Source organism: Nocardiopsis chromatogenes YIM 90109 (genome assembly GCF_000341185.1).
Lineage (GTDB): Bacteria > Actinomycetota > Actinomycetes > Streptosporangiales > Streptosporangiaceae > Nocardiopsis_A > Nocardiopsis_A chromatogenes.
Window position 1 is genome coordinate 18,449 of sequence record NZ_ANBH01000035.1, and the last position, 20,429, is coordinate 38,877.

Consider the following 20,429-nt stretch of genomic DNA (forward strand, 5'->3'; position numbering starts at 1 on the left):
TGGCTGCGGCCCTTCCGCAACCACGTCTACGCGATGCCGCCCTACATCTGCGGCACCTCCGACCTGGAGGCCGTCACCGGCGGCATGCTCGCCGCCGCCGAGGCCTCGCTGAAGGCGACCGCATGACGGTGATGGCGGTCTCCGGGACCGGAACCGGGGTGGGCAAGACCGTGTGCACGGCCGCGCTCGCGGCCCTCGCCCTGCGGGCGGGGCGGCGGGTCGCCGTGCTCAAGCCGGCGCAGACCGGGGTGCGGCCGGGCGAGCCGGGGGACGCCGACGAGGTCGCCCGCCTGGCCCCGGGCACGACCGTGCGGGAGCTGGTCCGCTACCCCGACCCGCTGGCCCCGGCCACCGCCGCCCGCCGCGCCGGGATGCCGGGACTGTCCGCGGAACGGGCGGCGCGGGCCGCCGCGGAGCTGGAGGACGAGGGGCACGACCTGGTCCTGGTCGAAGGCGCGGGCGGGCTGCTGGTGCGCTTCGACGAGCAGGGGTCGACCCTGGCCGACGCCGCCGCGCTGCTGTCGGCACCGGTGCTGCTGGTGGCGCGCGCGGGCCTGGGAACGCTCAACGAGACGGCATTGACGGCCGAGGCCCTGCGCGCCCGGCGGATCATGTGCGCGGGGCTGGTGATCGGCAGCTGGCCCCGGGAGCCGGGCCTGGCCGAGCGGTGCAACCTCGGAGACCTCCCGGCGGAGGCCGGAGCGCCGTTGCTGGGGGCATTGCCCGAGGGCATGGCGGAGCTGGAGCCTGAAGAGTTCGCCACCCAGGCACAGGCCCTCGGGCTAGCATGGATGACGACGGTAGGTAGCCGCGGCGCTCGTACATGACGCTTCGAGGGAGTGGACGAGGGATGACGGTCTCCGACGAGCTGAGAGAGCAGGCCAAGGTCACTGAGCTGCTTGATCGGAAAGAGATCCGGTACGAGATCATCAGCGGGGAGATCATCATTTCGCCGTCGCCGAGCCAGCTGCACCAGGACATCATGTTCGACCTGCAGCTCCAGGCTAGGATCCAGCAATTCCCGGTCTCAGCGGACGGATCGGTGGAGTTCCCCGGCTGCGGCGACGAATACCGGCCGGATATCGCGATCTACCGGCCGGGAACGGAGCTCGTCAGCCCAGGGAACCGTCCTGGCGAAAAGATCCTGCTCGCCATCGAGATCGTCTCCCCCTCGTCGCGCTATACCGACGAGGAGGTCAAGAAGGGGGTCTACGCGGAGGTGGGAATTCCCTCCTACCTGGTGATCAGGCAGACCGGCGACCTGTGGAGCCTGTACAGCGCTCCTGAGGAGGGCCGGTACACCGCGTGCGTCGAAGGCCCGATGGGGGACTACGTCCACGTCCCATCGCTGCCGTGGCCGGTGCGCACGTGGAGCCTGGACCACTACAAGCAGTACTGAACCGCCCCCGTCCGCCCTTCTCGTGGGTGGCGTTCCCACCCGCCCCCGTCCGCCTTCGTGTGTGCCCTGCTCCCATGGCGCCCGTGCCGCCCCGCCGTCAGGCTGTGTCGCGGCGGGACGCCTCCAGGGCCCCTCCACCTGCGCTTCGCCGGTCGGCCTGGCCGACCCCCGTGATGCGCGACACTCCGACCGTGTTGTTAGATGGGCGTCACATCACAGCGGCGGCCCCGCCTGACCGGCGGGCGCGGCCGACCGCTCGCCTGCGTTACATGAGGAGGGCGCCAGCAATGACGCAGCCACCACCCCCCGTGCTCTGGACCCCCGACACCGAACGGCGGGAACGGGCCAACATCACCGCGTTCGCCCGCTGGGTGCGCGAGGAGCGGGGGGCGGCCGTCGACGAAGGCGACTACGACTCCCTCTGGCGCTGGTCCACCACCGACCTCGACGGGTTCTGGTCGGCGGTCTGGGACTACTACGGTGTGCGCTCCTCGACCCCGCCCACCGAGGTCCTCGCCGAGCGGGCCATGCCCGGGGCCCGCTGGTTCCCCGGCACCCGCCTCAACTACGCCGAGCACGTCTTCGCCGACCGCGACGACGACGCCGTGGCCATCCGCCACGCCTCCGAGCTGCGCGTCCTGGGCGAGTGGACCTGGGGCGAGCTCAAGCGCCGCACCGCCGCCATCGCGGCCGGGCTGCGCCGCCTCGGCGTGGGCCCCGGCGACCGGGTCGCCGCCTACCTGCCCAACATCGCCGAGACGGCCGCCGCCTTCTACGCCTGCGCCTCCATCGGCGCGGTCTGGTCCTCCTGCTCGCCCGACTTCGGCGTGCGCAGCGTGATCGACCGCTTCGCCCAGATCGAACCGAAGGTGCTGCTGACCGTCGACGGCTACCGCTACGGCGGCAAGGACTTCGACCGCACCGGCACGGTGCGCGAGCTGCGCGCGCAGCTGCCCGGCCTGGAGCACACCGTCGTGCTGCCCTACCTGGGCGACGAGGTGCCCGAGGACGCCCTGTCCTGGGAGGCGCTGGAGCGCGCCGGGGAGGGCGCCGACCTGGAGTTCGAGCGGGTCGGGTTCGACCACCCGCTGTGGGTGCTCTACTCCTCCGGCACCACCGGGCTGCCCAAGGCCATCGTGCAGGGGCACGGCGGCATCCTGCTGGAGCAGCTCAAGAACCTCCACCTCCACTTGGACGCCCAGGAGTCCGACCGGGTGTTCTGGTTCACCACCACCGGGTGGATGATGTGGAACTTCCTGGTGAGCGTGCTGCTCACCCGGGCCTCCATCGTGCTGTTCGACGGCAACCCCGGCCACCCCGACCTGGGCACCCTGTGGGACCTGGCCGAGCGCGCGGGGGTCACCGTCTTCGGTACCAGCGCCGGATACCTGTCCACGTGCATGAAGGCCGGAATCCACCCCACGCAGGGGCGGGACCTGTCGGCGCTGCACGCCATCGGGTCCACCGGGTCGCCGCTCAGCCCCGAGGGGTTCGACTGGTGCTACCGCGAGTTCGGCGACGGGCTGTGGCTCTTCTCCACCAGCGGCGGCACCGACATCTGCAGCTGCCTGGTGGGCGGCGTGCCCACCCTGCCGGTGTACGAAGGGGAGATCCAGGCCCGGTCCCTGGGCATGGCGGTGGCCGCATGGGACCCCGACGGCAAGGAGCTGACCGGCGAGGTCGGCGAGCTGGTGGTCACCGAGCCCGCCCCGTCCATGCCCCTGTACTTCTGGGGCGACGACGACGGGGAGCGCCTGCGCGACAGCTACTTCTCCATGTACCCGGGGGTGTGGCGGCACGGCGACTGGATCTCCATCACCGAGCGCGGCACCGCCGTCATCTACGGCCGGTCCGACTCCACCATCAACCGGGGCGGGGTGCGGATGGGCACCAGCGAGATCTACCGGGCGGTGCTGTCCCTGGACGAGATCACCGACGCCCTCGTGGTGGACGTGCCCCAGAAGGACGGGGGGTCGCGCATCGAGCTGTTCACCGTGCTGCGCGAGGGCGCCGAGCTGGACGAGGCGCTCACCAAGGCCATCGCGCGCCGCATCCGCGAGGACTGCTCGCCCCGGCACGTCCCGGACTCGGTGCGGGCCATCGCCCAGGTGCCGCGCACCCTCTCGGGCAAGGTGCTGGAGGTCCCGGTCAAGCGCATCCTGATGGGCGAGCCCGCCGAGAAGGTGGCCAGCCGCGACTCCCTGGCCGACCCGGAGGCGCTGGACTACTTCTCCGAGCTCGCGCGCGGCGAGGACTGAGCGGCGGCGGTCGGGGGCGGGGCGGCGGGACGGCACCGCCCCCGCCTCCCCGGCCCGGCCGTGGGACCGGTCCCCCGGGGCGGCCCCTGCCGGGACGCCCTGCCCGGACGGCGGCGGCGTTCCGGGAACCGGTCGCCACCGACCGCCCCAAAACACCGCAATACCTCCTATGGTGGGCGTCGTGACTCCGCCTCAGGACCCCCGTCTCCTCGACGGGTCGGCGGCACCCGCGGCGCGCGAGCGCATCGCCGGGATCGACGCCGCGCGCGCCCTCGCCGTCTTCGGCATGCTCACCGTGCACCTCGGCGTCGGCTCGCTCGGCCTCGCCGGGCTGGCGGGCGACGAGGCGGCCGAGGCCCTCCACGGCCTGACCCGCGGCCGCTCCTCGGCGCTGTTCGCCTTCCTCGCCGGGGTGTCCCTGGCCCTGATGACCGGCAGGACCCGGCCCCTCCCCGGCCTGGCCCTGCAGCGCCCCGTCGCGCGCATCCTGGTGCGCGCGGTGGTGCTGGCCCTGCTCGGGATGTTCCTGGACGTGCTCGGCGCCCCGGTCGCGGTCATCCTGGCCTACTACGCCGGGTTCTTCGTGCTGGCCCTGCCGCTGCTCACCCTGGGCCCGGTCGCGCTGGGCTGCATGGCGGCGGCGATCGCGCTGATCGGCCCGCAGGCGTCGTTCCTGCTGCGCTCGACCATGGGCGACCGAGGGTTCCGGGAGAACTCCATCGGCGGCGTCACCGACCTCCTCCTCACCGGCTACTACCCGGCGTTCACGTTCATGGCGTTCGTGGTGGCGGGCATGGCGGTGGGCCGGATGGACCTGAACGCGGCCCGGGTGCGCCTGGGCATGCTGGGCACCGGCGCCGCGCTGGCCCTGCTCGGCTACGGCGGGTCGTGGCTGCTGCTGTACCCCCTGGGCGGGGTCGACCGGCTGGCCGCCGACCTCGCGGGTCCGGCCTGGGGCACCACCGGCCCCGACGCCGCCGAACTGGCGCCGATGCGCGAGTGGGTCGTGGGGGAACTGGGCAACATGCACGGGCAGGTCCCGACGGACTCCCCGCTGTGGCTGCTCATCGCCAGCCCGCACAGCGGCACCAGCTACGAGGCCGTGGGCGCGATCGGGACGTCCCTACTGGTGCTGGTGGCCTGCCTGTACGCGGCCGAGTACGCGCGGGTGCCGCTGTACCCCCTGTCGGCGGCCGGGTCCATGGCGCTGACGGTCTACGCCGGGCACATCGTGGTCATGGCGGCCGGGGGTATGTCCTTCCAGGACACGGCCCCGTTCCGGTGGGAGGCGTTCGTGGTCGCGGCGCTGGTGCTGTGCACGGGGTGGAAGCTGCTGCTGGGCCGGGGCCCGTTGGAACGCGCCCTGGGATGGCTCGCCGACCGCGGCGCCGACCTGGTCCCCGACCGGCGCGGCCGGGTACGCCAGAGCTGAACGCGGCCCCGCCGTAGGGGCCGGAGGGCGGCCGCCGGTCAGGCGGGCCACTTCGGGGCGCGCTTGTCCAGGAACGCCGCCATGCCCTCCTGGGCCTCCGGGGTCTGGGCGGCGGCCGCCATCACCTCGACCGCGTAGGCCATGGCGTCGGACTCGGGCCGGTCCAGCTGGGCGTAGAGCGCCTGCTTGCCCAGGGCCTTGCTGCGCGGTGAGCCGCGGGTGGCGCGGTCCAGCAGGTCGCGCGCGGCCTCCTCCAGTTCGGCGTCGGCGACGGCCCGGTTGACCAGCCCCCACTCGGCGGCGGTGCCCGCGTCGACCACGTCGCCGGTCAGCGCCATCTCCACGGCCCGCTTGCGCCCCACGTTGCGGGAGACGGCGACCATCGGGGTGTGGCAGAACCAGCCCCCCTTGCCGCCGGGGGCGGCGAACCCGGCGCTGTACCCGGCCACGGCCAGGTCGCAGGTGGCGACCAGCTGGCACCCGGCGGCGGTGGCCAGCCCGTGCACGCGGGCGAGGACGACCTGGGGCACCGACTGCACGGTGCGCATGAGCCGGGCGCAGGTGAGCAGGGTGCGGCGGGTCGCGGCGTGGTCGGCGCCGGCCAGCTCGGCGAAGTCGTGCCCGGCGGAGAACACCGGCCCGTTTCCGGCCAGGGTGATGCCGAGCGCGTCGGTGGCGGCGACCTCCTCGAAGGCCGCGGTCAGCTCGTCCATGAACCCCTCGGACAGCGCGTTGCGGCGTTCCGGCCGGTTCATGGTGATGGTGGCGTGCGGTCCGGAGCGTTCCACGAGGACGCGGTCGTTGCTGCTCATGAATCGACGTTACGCCGAGGTCGGCGCCGCGTCACGGGACGCGGCGCCGACCGGGGCGGGCCGCCGCGGACGCGGTCCGCCCCTGTGCGCTCTCCGCCTCCGGGCCCGGCCCCGTTCCGTGCCCCATCCGTGCCCCCGTCCCGGCCCCCTCGATTCGGGACGGGGGCGGGACCGGTCAGGCGTCGTCGGTGACGGCCAGCGCCCCGGACGGACACAGGCGGGCGGCCCGGTGCGCGTCCTGTTCCCGGTCGGCGGCGGGCGCCTCCTCCAGCACCCGCACCAGTCCCTCCTCCTCGTCCTGGTCGAACAGGTCGGCGGCGGTCAGGACACACATTCCCGCCCCGATACACCGGTCGCGGTCGGCGCTGATCCTCATCGCCCGGCCCCTTCCGGCCCCCAGGTGACGGGCAGGCGCTCCACGCCGTAGATGTCCGCTCTCTCGCGCAGCGGCACGTCCTCCGGCGGCACCGCAAGGCGCAGGTCGGGGAAGCGCCGCAGCAGCGCGGGGAAGGCGGCCCGCATCTCCACTCGGGCGAGCTGCTGGCCGAGGCACTGGTGCACGCCGTGGCCGAAGGACAGGTGTCCGGGTGCGTCCCGCCTCAGGTCGAGCCGGTCGGGGTCGGGGAAGCGCGCGGGGTCGCGGTTGGCGGCGGCGAGCGAAAGGGCGACCGTGTCCCCCTCCTTGATCACGTGCCCCTCCAGCTCGACGTCCTCCAGGGCGGCGCGCTGGCCCGTGTGCGGGATGCTCAGGTACCGCATCAGCTCCTCCACGCCCCCGTTCACGGCCTCGGGGTCGTCGCGCATGACCGCGAGCTGGTCCGGGTGGCTCAGCAGGGCGAAGGTGCCCAGCGCGATCATGTTGGCGGTGGTGTCCAGCCCGGCCCCCAGCAGCAGGGTGGCCACGTTGACCAGCTCCTCCTCGGTGAGGTCGGAGTCGGTCAGCTCGCTGAGGACGTCGTCGGTGGGGGCGGAGCGCTTGGCGGTCACCAGGTCCCGCAGGTACGCGTACAGCTCCTGCCATGCGCGGCCCATCTCCTCGGCGGTCGCCGCGGGGTCGTTGAAGGTGCGGGCGGCCCCGTTGAACCGGGCGTGGTCCTCGGCGGGGACCCCGAGGATCTCGCAGATCACCATGGCGGGGACGGGCTGGGCGTAGGCGGTGACCAGGTCGGCGGGGCCGCCCGCGCGCTCCATGGCGTCCAGGTGTTCGGCGACGGTCCGCTCCACGCGCTCGGTCAGCATCCGCATGCGGCGGACGGTGAACCTGCCGGTGAGCAGCCGCCGGTAGCGGGTGTGCTCGGGCGGGTCGGCCTGGAGGAACATCCCGGGCGGGGCGGGCGGCATGCGGTCGGGCATCCCGAACCGGGGCAGCACGAGGCGCTGCAGCTCCGACCGGGTGCTGAAGCGCGGGTCGGAGGTGACGGCGCGGGCGGCGGCGAACCCGGTGACCAGCCACCCCGGGGTGCCGCCGGCGAGCGGGATCCGGGCCAGCGGGCGTACCGCCGCCAGCTCTTCGGGCGGGTCGAAGGGGCGCCCCGAGGGGCGCGCGGTGGGCATCCCGGGCAGTTCCGGCAACGGTGCCGTGGTCATGGTGCGTCTCCCCCGTCGGAGTTTCGATCGAATGAAACGCTACGTTGCATTCAAAAACTCATCAATGCATGCGAGGGGCAGATCGCTCGTCATTCCTGGTATGGAGCGAATATCGTTGCGGTGGGCGTAGGGTGAATGCAAACCTCTCGTGGTTCGCTGCGTTGCAATGAAAGTCGAGTGAACGCACAATGGGGGTGAAGGGCCGCGCATTTCGGCACGGCCCGCCGACAAGCAAGGGGGAGCCCGTGCCCGGAGGACGCCTCACCCCTGACGAGCGCCGCCGGATCGCCCGCGGTCTGGGCGACGGGCTGTCCTACGCCGGGATCGCGCGCGGGCTGGGGCGGCCCACATCCACCGTGACGCGCGAGGTGATGCGCAACGGGGGGCCGAACGGCTACCGGCCCGACCGCGCCCAGAGGGAGACCGAGCGCCGCGCCCGGCGCGGCCCTGCGGCGCCGCCGCGCTCGGCGTCCCAGGCCCCCGGCCCGTTGGACGGGGCGCGGCGCCGGGCCGAGGAGATCGTCATCGAGCCGCTCCAGGCGACCGGCCTGCCGCGCACCCCGGCGCGGGTCGTGGCCGCCCTGTTCGTGGCCGACGCGGGTCTCACCGCCGCCGAGCTCGCCGAACGGCTCGGCCTCAGCCCTGCGTCGGTGTCCAAGATCGTCGGCTACCTGGAGGGGCAGGACCTGCTGCGGCGCGAACGCGCTCCGGGCGGGCGCCGCGACCTGTACTTCGCCGACCGGACCGCGTGGGTCCGGGCGTGGGAGGCGAGCATCCGGGCGAACCTGCAGCTGGCCGAGGCGGCTCGGGAAGGCGCGCGCATCCTCGGGACCGGGACCCCGGCCGGTGCCCGCCTGGATGAGGTGGGGGCCTTCTTCGCCATGTCCTCCGAGGCGCTGTTGGAGGCCACCGCCCGCTGGGAGCGGGAGATGGGGTGGCGGTCCCCGGGCGGCGGCGAGCCGGACGCGGACGGCGGCGCGGATCGCGGACCGACGCGGACACCGGCCGCCGGAGCGCCGGAACCGGAGGAGTAGCCTCGCTCGCATGGGCGGCGGCAGCGGCGACGGGGCGGTGAACCTCCGGGCCAGTGAAGCCGAGCGCCGCATGGCCCCCGTGGTGATCGCGGCCGCGCTCGTCTCGGTCCCGGCCGTGTTCTTCGAGGTCTGGGGCTCCGGTGCGGTGGCGGCGACGGGCCGGTGGGCCAACATCGCCGCCGGGGCGGTGCTGTGGGCCGAATGGGGGATGCTGTTCCTGCTCGCCGAGGGCAAGCGGGCGTGGCTGCGCGAACACCGCTGGACCACGATGGCCGCCGCGGCCGCCGTACTCGCGGTGGTGCTGGCCGTCGGCCCGCTGCAGATGCTGCGCCTGGCACGGGTGGCGGTGTCCCTGCGGCTGCTGCGGGCCGGCCGCATCCTCAAGGCGGGCCGCGTGCTGAACCGCCGCACAGAGCCGGGCCGCCTCCAGCGGGCGCTGCTGGTCGGGGCGGTGGCCCTGCTGGTGGCCGTATTCAGCGTAGCCGTGCTGGCCGACCCGCAGGCGGAGAGCCGTCGGCTCGTCGAGGCCGCGGTGCGGACCTGGGGAGCGGTCCCGGTGGCGGCCGCGGGCACGGCGGCTGCGGCGGCGGTCGTCGGCTCCCTGCTGTGGAGGCGGATGCGGCCCCGTTTCGGGGCCCAGGCCGACGGTTCCGCCGCCTCCGCCGGAACCGGGGACGCGCCGGGGGCGGCGGGGGCCGATGAGGGGTGAGCGCCCCGCATCCCGGGCGCGTCGCGTGCCTTGCCGCGTCTTCGCAGGTGGAAAACGCGTGGCGGGTGGTCAGCGGGCTATGGCAGCATCATCGCCCGTGTTGGACGATTCGGAACCGGACCCCTGATCCGCCGGTCCGGCGCCCTCCGCTGCGGGAGGGGCCTCCTCCTCGGCCGAGAGGTGCCAGGGCTCGGTCAGCGTTGGGACGAGCGTGTCCATGGCCGCCTCGATGAGGGCGTAGAGCTGGTCGGCGCTGGGGTGGGGGACCATGCAGGCCTGGGTGAGAGCGGTCTTCATGGTGCATCCGAAGACCGAGGCCAGCAGGCGCGGCTTCAGGTCGCGCGGCGAGGCGCCGCACCGCTCGGCGATCAGGGCCTCCAGGCGCGCCACGTGCCGGTTGCCCGAGTCGAACCGGGCGGCGAGCAGGTGGGGCGACTCGGCCAGCAGCGGCAGCAGCCGGAGCTGGCCTGCGACCACGGTCGGGCTCAGGTCCGTGCGCGTGTTCTGGACCGCCCGGGCCATGGCGGTGAAGGGGTGCTCGGTCAGCGGCCGTTCCCGGAGCCTGTGCAGGAAGACCTCTTCGATGTCGTCGTAGACCGATAGAACGATGTCGTACTTCGACGGGAAGTAGCGGAACAGGGTCCGCTGGGAGACCTCCGCCTCGGCGGCGATCTCCTCGGTGGTGGTCGCCTCGAAGCCCCGCTCGGTGAACAGGTCCAGCGCGGCCGCCACCAGGGCCTCGCGGGTCCGGGCCTTTTTGCGCTCGCGCAGGCCGGCCGGGCGGTCCGTCGTGCCGGATCCGTCGGTGATTCCCGTCACGTACTCCTCCGGTTCGGCCGCGCGCCCCGCCCGGGGGCGCGTGCGGGGGCGGCTCCACCTCCGCTTTCGCGGATCGGTCGGTCCGAGGATACCGCCGGGCACAAAATTGGTCAGTGATTGTCATCTGTCAGCGGCTGCCACTAGTGTTGCCGCGTCGTGACGGGTCGGTAGGCACCGCGGGAAGGCCCGCGGGGAACGGGGGGACGTATGGTCCGGACAGCACCGCACGAGGCGCCGCCGGAACGGGGGCCGGGGCTGCGCGGCAGTCCGTGGGGCACGCTGGTGGCCATCGCCTTCGGGGTCATGATGGTCGCCCTGGACGGCACCATCGTGGCCGTGGCCAACCCGGCGATCGGCGCCGACCTGGACGCCTCCCTCGCCGAGCTGCAGTGGGTCACCCACGGCTACCTGCTCGGCCTGGCGGTCTTCCTGATCACCGCGGGCAAGCTCGGCGACCGCTACGGCCACCGCCGCGTCTTCATTGTCGGCGTCGTCGGCTTCACCCTCACCTCGGTGGCGATCGCCCTGTCCTCGGCGGTGGCCCCGCTGGTGGCCTTCCGCATCCTGCAGGGCGTGTTCGGCGCCACCATCGCCCCCGCCGCGATGGGGCTGCTGCGCTCCAGCTTCCCGCCGGACAAGCTGGGACGGGCCTTCGGGGTGTTCGGCAGCCTGATCGGCGGCGCCACCGCGGCCGGGCCGATCGTCGGCGGCATCCTGGTCTCGGCGTTCAGCTGGCACGCCGCCTTCCTGATCAACATCCCGGTCGGCCTGGCCGCCCTGGGCCTGGGGGTGTGGCTGCTGGGCCCCAACCGCCCCACCGACACCTCCTCGCGGATGGACCTGCCCGGGATCGCGCTGCTCAGCGTCGCCATCTTCGCCCTGGTCTGGGCGCTGGTGGAGGCGCCGGCCAAGGGGTGGTCCCACCCCGAGACGCTGACCGTGCTCGCGGTCTCCCTGGCCTTCGGCACCGCGTTCGTGCTGTGGGAGCGCAAGGCCGAGGCGCCGCTGCTGCCGCTGGGCATCTTCCGCTCCGCGCCCATCTCCATCGGCGTGGTGCTGATGGTGCTGATGGCCCTGGGGCTGATGGGCTCGCTCTTCTTCATCACCTTCTACCTGCAGGGGGTGCTGGGGCTGACGCCGCTGCAGGCCGGGCTGCAGCTGCTGCCGCTGACCGCGATGATGGCGGTCTGCGCCACCCCGGCCGGGCGCCTCATCGACACCGTGGGGACCCGCATCCCCACCGTGGGCGGCCTGGTCAGCGCCTCGGTCGCGCTGTTCATGCTCTCCCGGCTCACCCCCGACACCGGGGTCGTCTACACCTCGGTCGGCTTCATGCTGCTGGGGATCGGGCTGAGCATGGTGATGACCGGCGCCACCGCCGCGATCCTCACCAGCGCTCCGGTCTCCCTGGCCGGGGTGGCCTCGGGTATGCAGCAGGCCGCGATGCAGCTCGGCGGCTCGCTCGGCACGGCGGTGCTGGGCGCGGTGCTGTCGGTGCGGGTGGCCGCCACGCTGCCCGGACACTTCGGCGACGCCGGGCTGGAGCTGCCGGAGGGCGAGGGGCTCACCGCGCTGCAGAGCGCGGTCGCCCAAGGGTCGGCGGTGGTGCCGGAGGGCGCCTCCGACGCGGTCGCCGAGGCGGTCACCCGGGCGAGCCACCTGGCGTTCATGGACGGCCTGTTCCTGGCGTTCAGCGTCGCGGCCGCGGTCATGGCCGGGGCGGCGGTGCTGTCGCTGTTCATGAAGCCGGCCGCGAAGCAGGAGGCCGCCGAGGGCGGTGCGGCGCCCGAGCCCGCCGTGCACGTGTAGCGCCCCGCGGGCCGGTCCGGGTCCGGCACGGCGAGGGGGCGGGCCCGCGGGCCCGCCCCCTCGCGTCGTGCGCCGTGTCCGCCCGCCGCGCCGGTCAGGTGTCCGTGCCACCCCCGGCCTGTCGGCCTTCCGGCCCCTCCCGGCTGCTCTCCTCCTCGCGGCGCTCCAGCGCGGCCTTGTGGCGCGCGGCCGGGTCCCAGCCCCCGAGCACCGCCTTGCGCTGCACCAGCACGGCCGCGGTGAACAGCACCGCGGCCACCAGCAGCGACAGTGCCACCCCGGCGGCGTCCCCGGCCCTGAAGGAGTAGCCGACCGCGATGCCGAACCATCCGAAGTCGGCGTCCCCGAAGGTCGTGTTCGCCTCCCCGAACGCGCCCAGCACGCCCAGCAGCAGCGCGGGCAGGACGGTGATGATCACGCCGTTGACGAAGGCGCCGAGCACCGCGCCCCGGCGCCCGCCGGTCGCGTTGCCGTACACGCCCGCCGCGCCGCCGGTGAAGAAGTGCGGCACCAGCCCGGGAAGGATCAGCGCCAACCCGAACACCGGGGTGGCCACCCCGGCCATGAACGCCAGCGTCGCGAGCCCGCCGACGAAGCTGGCCAGGAACCCGACGAGCACCGCGTTCTGCGCGAAGGGGAAGACGATCGGGGCGTCCAGGGCGGGCACCGCGCCCGGCACGATCCGCTCGGCGATCCCCTGGAAGGCCGGGACCAGTTCGCCCAGGATGGTCCGCACGCCGTACAGGATCACCGCGACGCCGATCCCGAACTGCAGCCCCTCCATCACCGACGCCATCACGAAGTGCCCGACCGTCGGGTCGACGCCCTCGGCCGGCGGGAACATCTCCAGCGCCGCCCCGGTGCCCTGGCGGGCCCAGTACAGCAGGGCCACCGCCACGTAGATGACGACCATGCTCAGCGCGGTCGCCACCATGGAGTCGCGCAGGAACCGCAGCCCTTCGGGCAGCTTCATGTCCTCGGTACTCCGGCGGCTGCCCCTGCCGACGAGCTGTCCGGTGGCGCCCGCGGCCACGTAGCCCAGGGTGCCGAAGTGGCCGATGGCGATCCTGCCGTCGCCGCCCACCGCCCGGGTCCACGGCTGGGCCAGCGCGGGCAGGGACACCATCGCCACCGCCAGCAGCAGTGCCCCCAGGGCGACCGCGGCCGGGGCGGGCAGGCCGGTGGTCGCCAGCACCATGGTGAGCAGGGTGGCCATGAACAGGGTGTGGTGGCCGGTGAGGAACACGTACCGCAGGGGCGTGAACCGCGCCAGCACCAGGCTCAGCGCGAACCCGGCGATCATGATCCAGGCGACCTGGGCGCCGAACTCCTGCTGGGCGATGGCCACGATCGCCTCGTTGGTGGGCACCACGCCCTGGGCGCCGGCCGCGCCCTGGATCATGGCGCCCAGCGGTTCCAGGGCCGCGGTGACCAGGCCCGCCCCGGCACCGATGAGCAGGAAGCCCAGCACGGCCTTGATCCCGCCGCCGACCACCTGTCCCACCGGGCGGCGCAGCGCGATCAGGCCGACCGCGGTGATCAGCCCGACCATGTAGGCCGGGACGCTGAGGATCTCGTTGACGACGAACCGGGCGATCGCGAGGACCGCGTCCATGGGGGGCTCCCGCCTGTCCGACTACCGGGGTCTCAAGGGCTCGCGCGGATCGGCCGCGTCGGTCCCGGGGGAGACGGCGGCGGACGCGCCGCCATGAAGCCGACGTCCCCGGGACCCGCGACGGGTCCACGGGCCCGCCGTGGCGGGGGCCGCCACCCNCGGCCGTGGCACGCTCAGGGGAGACGGGCCTGAGGCCGGGCCGCCGGGGGCGTGTTCTCCGACCTCAACGACCGGTGCCCTCGGCGATGGCCCGGCGGATCTCCTCGGCGTCCATGAAGTTGGCCACCACCACGACCGGGATGTCCACGTCGCCCAGCTCCGCGGCCAGCTCACCCGAGGTGAGCACCAGGCCGGCGGTGGCGGCGGCGCCGCGTGCGGTGCCGATGTCGGCGACCTCCACCTCCGCGTCCAGCCCCAGTTCCCGGACGGCCTTCTCAGCGTTGGCCTTCAGCAGCACGCTGGTACCGATGCCCATGCCGCATACGGCGAGGATCCTCACCTATTCGCCCCTCTCGTACTCGGTGATCGCCTCGTGGATCGCCCGGGGCTCGCGCATCTTCTTCAGCTCGCGCAGCCGCTCGGGGTCGCCCAGCATGCGCGCCAGGCGGGACAGGGCGCCGGAGTGGCCGTCGTGGTCCACCGCCGCCAGCCCGATGACCAGCTCCACGGGGTCGTTCTGGGGGTGGCCGAAGGCCACCGGCCGCGCCAGGCCCGCCCAGGACATGCCGGTGTGCAGCACCGCCTCACTGGGCCGGGCGTGCGCCAGGGCCAGGCCCGGCGCGATGACGATGTAGGGGCCGTACTCATCCACCGCCGCCTGCATCTGGCCGATGTAGTCCGAGGTCGCCGCGCCTCCGGCGACGAGCAGCTCTCCGGCGGCGCGGATCGCCGCACGCCAGTCCTCGGCCGCGATCCCGGTCACGATGGCGTCGGCGGGCAGCAGGGTGGACAGGGACGTGTCGGCCATGGGCCCTCCCGGCGACGGGACGCGAGGGACGGTCGGGCCGCGGCGGGCCGCGGCCCGCGGTGCGGACCGTATACAACGTTACGGTGCTACCGGAGGAATGTAACGCATCACCGACTGGGGTGTCGTGGCCCTGAAGCTACTGCTCCGCGTCCGTTGTCCGATTGATGCGGGATGCGGTGCGCTCCTGGTGGGACAGCCCGTCGCTGGTGGTGCGGGTCGAGGCGCGGATCAGCCGCCGGGCGTCGTCGGCGGCGGCGCGCACCCGGTCGGGGGCCGCGCGGCCGGTGCGCGGCGCGGCCTCCTCCGACCCCTCGGGCGGCATCCCGATGTCCTCGGGCAGCCCGGCCCGGCCGACGATGCGCATCTGCACCGTCTCCTGGGAGACCGAGGGCCGGATGTCGCCGCTGGGGGTGGTCCAGTGCTTGAGCCGGTGGCGCAGCCACTCCACCCCCTGGTAGCCCTCGCCGCGCGGCCACGGGGCGCCGTCGGGGCGGTGGCTGAGCGCGTGCAGCAGGTCGGCCACCGACCACCCGGCGGAGAAGAAGCGGGCGGCCTCGCGGCGCAGCTCGGCGAAGTCCACCCCGCGCAGCGAACCGTCCCGGCGGCGGATCAGCTCGCAGGCGCGGTGCACGTCCCGGGGGGTGTGCATGGGCAGGGTGAGCGGGTCGGGGCCGGTCGAGGGGGCCAGCAGCCCGTCGTCGACGGTGACGACGACCTCGCCGTCGCGCCGGTTCTCCCAGATGCCGATGCGCTCGCGCGGCCAGCCCTGCGACTCGGCGAGCGCCGCCGCGAGCCGCTTCAGGTCGAATCCGTCCTGCGAGACGATCCGGAACTCGGCCATGTCCCCCTCCGGCGCGGAGTCGGCCCGGTGCCGACGTCCCTCGCCTGTTCAGGGTACGGGCCACCGGGGCGGGACGGGCGCGCCCGGGGCCCGGCGCGCCCCGGAGCCGGGCCACCGCGTCCGGTCGGCGCCCGGGCGGGGGCCCCGCCGCGCTCCCAACGGACGACAGCGCGGCGACCGGTTCATCCCCGGGCCGCACGCCGCCGGTGCCCTCTACGGGCCTGCTCCAAGAAACACGCCGAGATCGTCGATAGGAGGACTCTGATCCGGCTGCGGGCACGGCGAAGGGCGCCGGTGGGCGGTGTGTGCGGGTCGGCTGGGGCCGGAGCGCCATGCCCGGCGCACCGCCAGGGGCTTGTGGGCCGGGGGTGCCGGAGGTCTGCGCGCTCAACGCCGCGGTCCGGCACGACCGGCTGATGGGCGCCCCGGTCAAGCGGCCGCCGGTGGTCTGCGACCACCGGCCGGAGCACCTCTCTCCCCTCAACGGTCCAGGGGAGGGACATCGGCCGGAGAGCCCCGCCGGGGACCGCCGCCGGGCGCCCCCGCGCCCGCGCGTTAGGGTGGCTCCAGGCGAGGGCCGGACGATCCCCGGCCGACGAAGAGGAACCGCTCACGACGACCGCTCACGAGGTGGACCGTGCCCCAGACCGCCATCGCCGCCGAGCAGGCCCCCAGCAACCGGGCCCTGCGCGAGTTCCTGCACGGGCTGCCCGGCGTGGACGAGGTCGGCGCCCGCGAACGCGCCGCCGGGCTGGCCACCCGCTCGGTCAAGACGACCGCCAAGGCCGCCGCACTCGACCTGGCCGTGCGCATGGTCGACCTGACCACCCTGGAGGGCGCCGACACCCCCGGGAAGGTGCGCGCGCTGGCCGCCAAGGCCCGCCGCCCCGACCCCGACGACCCGGAGGCCCCGTCCGCCGCGGCCGTCTGCGTCTACTCCGACCTGGTCGCCGTCGCCGCCGAGGCGGTGCGCGGCAGCGGCGTGGGCGTCGCCTCGGTCGCCACCGCCTTCCCCTCCGGGCGCGCGCCGCTGGAGGCCAAGCTGGCCGACACCCGCCGGGCCGTGGCCGACGGCGCCACCGAGATCGACATGGTCATCGACCGCGGCGCGTTCCTCGCCGGGGACTACCGCAAGGTCCACGAGGAGATCACCGCCGTCAGGGAGGCCTGCGGCGGCGCCCACCTCAAGGTCATCCTGGAGACCGGCGAGCTGTCCACCCTCGACAACGTGCGCCGCGCCTCCTGGCTGGCGATGGGCGCGGGCGCCGACTTCATCAAGACCTCCACGGGCAAGGTGGCGCCCGCCGCCACGCCCCCGGTGGTGCTGGTGATGCTGGAGGCCGTCCGCGACAACCTGGCGGCCACCGGCCGCGCCGTCGGCGTCAAGCCCGCCGGGGGCATCCGCACCGCCAAGGAGGCGATCCGCAACCTGGTGATGGTGCAGGAGGTGGCCGGGCCGCGCTGGCTGGACCCGGCGCTGTTCCGGATCGGCGCCTCCAGCCTCCTCAACGACCTGCTGATGCAGCGCGCCAAACTGCGCACCGGTGCCTACGCCGGTCCCGACTACTTCACCATCGACTGAGGCGGCCACCCATGAGCAGCGAGGACGGGCCCCAGGCGCCGACGGGCGGGGACGGGGCCGCCGGAACGGACGGCGGACCGGCCGACCACGGCGGAACGAGCACGAACAGGAAGGGTTCGCGGTTGGACGGACAGCCCTTGGAGTACGCGCCCGCCCCCGAGTCGCGCTCGGTGGTGCGGCTGCGCGAGGCCTACGACCCGTTCATCGACGGGGAGTTCGCGCCCGCCAAGAGCGGCGGGCACCTCACCACCGCCGACCCCTCCGACGAGGAGCCGCTGGCACGGGTGGCGGTCTGCGGCGAGGCCGACGTGGACCGGGCGATGGCCGCCGCCCGCCGCGCCTACGACACCGTGTGGCGGGACCTGCCCGGCGCCGAGCGCGGCAAGTACCTCTTCCGTATCGCCCGCATCCTGCAGGAGCGGGCCCGCGAGATCGCGGTGCTGGAGACCCTCGACAACGGCAAGCCCATCAAGGAGACGCGCGACTTCGACGTGCCCATGGCCGCCGCGCACTTCTTCTACCACGCCGGGTGGGCCGACAAGCTCGCCTACGCCGGGATGGGGCCCGACCCCCGGCCGGTCGGCGTGTGCGCGCAGGTCGTGCCGTGGAACTTCCCGCTGCTGATGCTCGCCTGGAAGATCGCCCCGGCGCTCGCGGCGGGCAACACCGCGGTGCTCAAGCCCGCCGAGACCACCCCGCTGTCGGCGCTGCTGTTCGCCGAGGTGTGCCAGGAGGCGGAGCTGCCGCCGGGCGTCGTCAACATCGTCACCGGCGACGGGGAGACCGGGCGGCTGCTGGTCACCCACCCGGGGGCCGACAAGGTCGCCTTCACCGGCTCGACCGAGGTGGGCCGGGGCATCGCCCGCGCGCTCGCCGGGACCGGCAGGCGCCTCACCCTGGAGCTCGGCGGCAAGGGCGCCAACATCGTCTACGACGACGCGGCCCTGGACCAGGCCGTGGAGGGCGTGGTCAACGGCGTCTTCTTCAACCAGGGCCACGTGTGCTGCGCGGGGTCGCGGCTGCTGGTCCAGGAGTCGGTCGCCGAGGAGTTCCTGGAGCGGCTGCGGGCCCGTATGGCCCTGCTGCGGCTCGGCGACCCCCTGGACAAGAACACCGACATCGGCGCGGTCAACTCGGCCGCCCAGCTGGAGCGCATCCGCGCCCTGGCCGAGACGGGGCGCGCCGAGGGCGCCGAGGCATGGTCGCCGCCGTGCACGCTGCCCGAGCGCGGCCACTGGTTCCCCCCGACGGTCTTCACCGGCGTGACGCAGGCGCACCGGGTCGCCCGCGAGGAGATCTTCGGGCCGGTGCTGAGCGTGCTGACGTTCCGCACCCCCGAGGAGGCGGTCGCCAAGGCCAACAACACGCCCTACGGGCTGTCGGCCGGGGTGTGGACCGAGAAGGGGTCGCGGATGCTGTGGACCGCCGAGCGGCTGCGCGCCGGGGTGGTGTGGTCCAACACCTTCAACAGGTTCGACCCGGCCAGCCCGTTCGGCGGGTACAAGGAGTCCGGCTACGGCCGGGAGGGCGGGCGCCACGGACTGGAGGCCTACCTTGCCTGAGCACCGGCACGAGGGGGCGGAGGCGCCGCGCGTCGCCGTCCGCAAGACCCACAAGCTGTACATCGGCGGGGCGTTCCCGCGATCGGAGTCGGGGAGGTCCTACCCCGTGGCGTCGGCGGACGGAGAGCACCTGGCCAACGCGGGCATGGCCTCGCGCAAGGACGCCCGGGACGCGGTGGCCGCGGCCCGCAAGGCCTTCCCCGGGTGGGCGGGGCGCACCGCCTACAACAGGGGGCAGGTCCTGTACCGGGCGGCGGAGATGATGGAGGGCCGCCGGGCCCAGTTCGCCGCGGAGCTGGCGGCCGCCACCGGGGCGGGGCGCCCCGAGGCCGAGCGCGAGGTGTCCGCCGCGATCGACCGGTGGGTGTACTACGCGGGGTGGACCGACAAGGCCGCCCAGGTGCTCGGCGGCACCAACCCGGTCTCCGGGCCGTACGACAACCGGTCCGCGCCCGAGCCGACCGGGGTGGTGGCGGTGCTCGCGCCGCAGGAGGCCCCGCTGCTGGGCCTGGTGTCGGTGCTGGCACCGGTGGTGGCCATGGGCAACACGGCGGTGCTGGCGGCCTCCGAGCGCGCGCCGCTGCCGGCGGTGGCGCTGGCCGAGGTGCTGGCCACGTCCGACCTGCCCGGCGGGGTCGCCAACATCCTGACCGGCCGCACCGCCGAGCTGGCCCCGCCGCTGGCGGCGCACGCCGACGTGAACGCCTTGGACCTGGCCGGTGCGGGGGAGCTGGCCGCCGAGTTGGAGGAGGCGGCGGCCGAGACCCTGAAGCGGGTGCTGCGCCCGGACCCGGCGGTGGAGTGGGAGGCCGATCCGGGGCTGAGCCGTATCCGGCCGTTCCTGGAGACCAAGACCGTGTGGCACCCGGTCGGCACCTGAGCCGCCGGGGCGGGCGGGGCGATGGGCCCTGGAGAAGACACCAGAGGAGGGGCGATGTCCGGCGTACCCGGCCCCACGGCGCCCTGCGGCGCCGTGGACCTGCTACGCCTGGACGGGATGGACGGGGCGTCGGACGCCACGCCGGACGGGGCATCGGACGAGGCGCAGCCCGGGGCACCGGACGGGATTCCGGCCGCGGCGCCGTCCGGAGCGTCGGACGGAGCGGGGGCGCGTATCGCGCGCGCCCGCGCCGGTGTGCTGGGCCTGCGTCTGGCGCCGGGCCAGAACAGGTTCGTGGACCCGCCGGTGGCGACCCTGCCCAAGGCCGACGCCCACCCCGGACAGGTGCCGTTCGCGGTCCTGGTGGACGGCGAGACGGCGGGATTCGGAATCCTCGACAGGTCGGTGCCGACGGGCACGGGGATCGTGCCCGGTGACGGTTCCAGCCTGACCGCTGCGCCGGAACGGGCGGTGATGCTGAGGTCGTTCCTGATCGCGGTCCGCTGGCAGGGCGAGGGTGTGGGACGGAGGGCCTGCCGCCTGCTGCCGTCACTGGCCCGCGAGGCCGCGCCGGAGGCGGAGGAGATCCTGGCGACGGTGAAGACGGCCAACCCCGCCGGGTACAGGGCGTATCTCGCCGGGGGCTTCGAGGACACGGGCCGCCGCTACCTGGGCGGCGACGCGGGCCCGCAGCACGTGCTGTCGATGCGCTTGGTATGACCGCCGAGGAGAGCCGGGCGGCCCTTGGGGCGGTGCCTGTCGGCCGCACGGTGCGTGCGCGGTCTCCGTTGATGGCAGCGACGGAAGAGCTGGTGCCCCGCTCATGGGCTCCGGCCGGACGGCGGGCCGCCGGAAGGCAGGGAAAAGCAGCGGCGACGACGCGGGTCGGTGGCCCTGCCTGCAGCGTTGTCGTCCGTCGGGCGTGTGCGTGGTCGCCGTGATGGGCGGCGACGGAGCAAGCCGGGTGGTTCCCCGGCCCTGCTTGCCGGGCGGCAGGCCGCTCGTGGTTCGGGAAGGCGGCTCGGCAGGTGCCCCGCTTACGGCCCCGGCCGGGTGTCGGGCCACCGGAGTGTGAGGTGGAGAGCGGCGGCGAGAAGAGGTCCGCGCCCCTTACCGCAGCGCC

General features: G+C 74.4%; 19 protein-coding genes and 1 pseudogene (1 of these 20 cut by a window edge). 12 read left to right on the forward strand and 8 right to left on the reverse strand.

Translation table 11 applies throughout. From position 1 onward, the window contains the following. The 5 genes and pseudogenes from D476_RS31970 to D476_RS0103530 all read left to right on the forward strand — a co-directional run. Positions 1-126, forward strand: a pseudogene (locus D476_RS31970) (adenosylmethionine--8-amino-7-oxononanoate transaminase) (it extends 1,246 nt beyond the left edge of the window). Then, on the forward strand, positions 123-827 hold the full coding sequence (gene bioD / locus D476_RS0103515) for a dethiobiotin synthase (protein WP_026123196.1): 705 nt from the start codon (positions 123-125) through the stop codon (positions 825-827). Before D476_RS31970 ends, bioD begins: the two are co-directional and overlap by 4 nt. A gap of 23 nt (positions 828-850) precedes the next feature. After that, positions 851-1,399, forward strand: coding sequence for a Uma2 family endonuclease (locus tag D476_RS0103520; RefSeq protein WP_017622597.1), 549 nt, complete (start codon positions 851-853; stop codon positions 1,397-1,399). Between the two features lie 287 nt (positions 1,400-1,686). Further along, positions 1,687-3,657, forward strand: a complete 1,971-nt coding sequence (locus D476_RS0103525; protein WP_026123197.1) for an acetoacetate--CoA ligase — start codon at positions 1,687-1,689, stop codon at positions 3,655-3,657. 181 nt (positions 3,658-3,838) lie between these two features. Beyond that, positions 3,839-5,089 carry a heparan-alpha-glucosaminide N-acetyltransferase domain-containing protein gene (locus tag D476_RS0103530; protein ID WP_026123198.1) on the forward strand — a complete coding sequence of 417 codons (1,251 nt, stop codon included), beginning with the start codon at positions 3,839-3,841 and terminating at the stop codon, positions 5,087-5,089. A gap of 38 nt (positions 5,090-5,127) precedes the next feature. Here the strand turns inward: D476_RS0103530 and D476_RS0103535 are convergent, their stop codons facing one another. From D476_RS0103535 to D476_RS0103545, 3 genes are all read right to left on the reverse strand, one after another. Beyond that, positions 5,128-5,901, reverse strand: a complete 774-nt coding sequence (locus D476_RS0103535; protein ID WP_017622600.1) for an enoyl-CoA hydratase-related protein — start codon at positions 5,899-5,901, stop codon at positions 5,128-5,130. 175 nt (positions 5,902-6,076) lie between these two features. Beyond that, positions 6,077-6,277: a ferredoxin gene (locus D476_RS0103540; RefSeq protein WP_017622601.1), complete on the reverse strand. Its 201-nt coding sequence runs from the start codon at positions 6,275-6,277 to the stop codon at positions 6,077-6,079. Then, complete coding sequence (locus tag D476_RS0103545) at positions 6,274-7,488, reverse strand: cytochrome P450 (protein WP_020380430.1); 1,215 nt, start codon at positions 7,486-7,488, stop codon at positions 6,274-6,276. The genes D476_RS0103540 and D476_RS0103545 overlap by 4 nt, the downstream gene beginning before the upstream one ends. A 245-nt stretch (positions 7,489-7,733) precedes the next feature. On the opposite strand from D476_RS0103545, the gene D476_RS0103550 reads away from it, so the two are divergent. Together D476_RS0103550 and D476_RS31975 are read left to right on the forward strand one after the other, a co-directional pair. After that, positions 7,734-8,522 (forward strand): GbsR/MarR family transcriptional regulator, encoded by a 789-nt coding sequence (locus D476_RS0103550; RefSeq protein ID WP_017622603.1) that lies wholly within the window; start codon positions 7,734-7,736, stop codon positions 8,520-8,522. 10 nt (positions 8,523-8,532) lie between these two features. Next, positions 8,533-9,231: a hypothetical protein gene (locus tag D476_RS31975; RefSeq protein ID WP_017622604.1), complete on the forward strand. Its 699-nt coding sequence runs from the start codon at positions 8,533-8,535 to the stop codon at positions 9,229-9,231. Positions 9,232-9,300: 69 nt separating this feature from the next. Here the strand turns inward: D476_RS31975 and D476_RS0103560 are convergent, their stop codons facing one another. Beyond that, complete coding sequence (locus D476_RS0103560) at positions 9,301-10,050, reverse strand: TetR/AcrR family transcriptional regulator (protein ID WP_017622605.1); 750 nt, start codon at positions 10,048-10,050, stop codon at positions 9,301-9,303. A 207-nt stretch (positions 10,051-10,257) separates the two neighbouring features. On the opposite strand from D476_RS0103560, the gene D476_RS0103565 reads away from it, so the two are divergent. Then, positions 10,258-11,859, forward strand: a complete 1,602-nt coding sequence (locus D476_RS0103565) for an MFS transporter (RefSeq protein WP_017622606.1) — start codon at positions 10,258-10,260, stop codon at positions 11,857-11,859. A gap of 94 nt (positions 11,860-11,953) precedes the next feature. Here the strand turns inward: D476_RS0103565 and D476_RS0103570 are convergent, their stop codons facing one another. From D476_RS0103570 to D476_RS0103585, 4 genes are all read right to left on the reverse strand, one after another. Beyond that, positions 11,954-13,474, reverse strand: coding sequence for a PTS ascorbate transporter subunit IIC (locus D476_RS0103570; protein ID WP_017622607.1), 1,521 nt, complete (start codon positions 13,472-13,474; stop codon positions 11,954-11,956). Positions 13,475-13,697: 223 nt separating this feature from the next. Beyond that, complete coding sequence (locus tag D476_RS38385; RefSeq protein ID WP_026123199.1) at positions 13,698-13,973, reverse strand: PTS sugar transporter subunit IIB; 276 nt, start codon at positions 13,971-13,973, stop codon at positions 13,698-13,700. Next, positions 13,974-14,441, reverse strand: coding sequence for a PTS sugar transporter subunit IIA (locus D476_RS38390; RefSeq protein WP_017622609.1), 468 nt, complete (start codon positions 14,439-14,441; stop codon positions 13,974-13,976). It lies immediately after the preceding gene. A gap of 136 nt (positions 14,442-14,577) precedes the next feature. Beyond that, positions 14,578-15,282: a hypothetical protein gene (locus D476_RS0103585; protein ID WP_017622610.1), complete on the reverse strand. Its 705-nt coding sequence runs from the start codon at positions 15,280-15,282 to the stop codon at positions 14,578-14,580. Between the two features lie 637 nt (positions 15,283-15,919). Here D476_RS0103585 and deoC point away from each other — a divergent pair. From deoC to D476_RS0103605, 4 genes are all read left to right on the forward strand, one after another. Further along, positions 15,920-16,864: a deoxyribose-phosphate aldolase gene (deoC, locus tag D476_RS0103590; protein WP_017622611.1), complete on the forward strand. Its 945-nt coding sequence runs from the start codon at positions 15,920-15,922 to the stop codon at positions 16,862-16,864. 122 nt (positions 16,865-16,986) lie between these two features. After that, positions 16,987-18,426, forward strand: coding sequence for an aldehyde dehydrogenase family protein (locus D476_RS0103595; protein ID WP_026123200.1), 1,440 nt, complete (start codon positions 16,987-16,989; stop codon positions 18,424-18,426). Further along, the gene (locus D476_RS0103600; protein ID WP_017622613.1) at positions 18,419-19,306 is read left to right on the forward strand and encodes an aldehyde dehydrogenase family protein; all 888 of its coding nucleotides are present in this window, start codon (positions 18,419-18,421) and stop codon (positions 19,304-19,306) included. Before D476_RS0103595 ends, D476_RS0103600 begins: the two co-directional genes overlap by 8 nt. 54 nt (positions 19,307-19,360) lie before the next feature. Next, entirely contained in the window at positions 19,361-20,026 is a 666-nt protein-coding gene (locus D476_RS0103605; protein ID WP_017622614.1) for a hypothetical protein, read from the forward strand. Positions 20,027-20,429 lie beyond the last annotated feature (403 nt).

Excerpts from the sequence above, each read along its gene's own strand:
- D476_RS0103545 (WP_020380430.1), bottom strand. The coding sequence starts at position 7,488 with ATGACCACGGCACCGTTGCCGGAACTGCCCGGGATGCCCACCGCGCGC.
- D476_RS38390 (WP_017622609.1), bottom strand. The coding sequence starts at position 14,441 with ATGGCCGACACGTCCCTGTCCACCCTGCTGCCCGCCGACGCCATCGTG.
- D476_RS0103585 (WP_017622610.1), bottom strand. The coding sequence starts at position 15,282 with ATGGCCGAGTTCCGGATCGTCTCGCAGGACGGATTCGACCTGAAGCGG.
- D476_RS0103605 (WP_017622614.1), top strand. The coding sequence starts at position 19,361 with ATGTCCGGCGTACCCGGCCCCACGGCGCCCTGCGGCGCCGTGGACCTG.
- D476_RS0103540 (WP_017622601.1), bottom strand. The coding sequence starts at position 6,277 with ATGAGGATCAGCGCCGACCGCGACCGGTGTATCGGGGCGGGAATGTGT.
- D476_RS0103525 (WP_026123197.1), top strand. The coding sequence starts at position 1,687 with ATGACGCAGCCACCACCCCCCGTGCTCTGGACCCCCGACACCGAACGG.
- bioD (WP_026123196.1), top strand. The coding sequence starts at position 123 with ATGACGGTGATGGCGGTCTCCGGGACCGGAACCGGGGTGGGCAAGACC.
- D476_RS0103570 (WP_017622607.1), bottom strand. The coding sequence starts at position 13,474 with ATGGACGCGGTCCTCGCGATCGCCCGGTTCGTCGTCAACGAGATCCTC.
- D476_RS0103520 (WP_017622597.1), top strand. The coding sequence starts at position 851 with ATGACGGTCTCCGACGAGCTGAGAGAGCAGGCCAAGGTCACTGAGCTG.
- D476_RS0103565 (WP_017622606.1), top strand. The coding sequence starts at position 10,258 with ATGGTCCGGACAGCACCGCACGAGGCGCCGCCGGAACGGGGGCCGGGG.
- D476_RS0103535 (WP_017622600.1), bottom strand. The coding sequence starts at position 5,901 with ATGAGCAGCAACGACCGCGTCCTCGTGGAACGCTCCGGACCGCACGCC.
- D476_RS31975 (WP_017622604.1), top strand. The coding sequence starts at position 8,533 with ATGGGCGGCGGCAGCGGCGACGGGGCGGTGAACCTCCGGGCCAGTGAA.